Annotated in this window: 1 protein-coding gene; it reads left to right on the plus strand. The window is 41.5% G+C overall.

Annotated features, from left to right (window positions below; all coding sequences use genetic code 11):
* Positions 1-34: 34 nt before the first annotated feature.
* Positions 35-294 (plus strand): CDP-alcohol phosphatidyltransferase family protein (locus A3757_RS04935; RefSeq protein ID WP_197469794.1); only part of this gene is annotated, 260 nt, incomplete at its 3' end.

Genomic DNA, 294 nt, shown 5'->3' on the forward strand with positions numbered 1-294 from the left:
TCTTAGTCATTGCTATGGTTATTTTGGAGATAGAATGATCGCAGCTAATCAGATTCCTAATATTCTAACTGTTATTCGAATCCTGCTGGTGATTCCTTTTGCGATGAGCGTATATTCCGCGCAATATTTGCAGGCTTTGATTCTATTCTTTGTAGCAGGTCTTTCAGATGGAGTTGATGGTTTCTTGGCTCGCCAATTTAATTGGAAGTCGCGATTTGGTGCCATAGCTGACCCTTTGGCAGATAAACTACTGCTCGTTACGGCTTACGTAATGCTTGCTTGGACAGAGCAAAT

The sequence above is a fragment of the Oleiphilus sp. HI0117 genome, assembly GCF_001635235.1.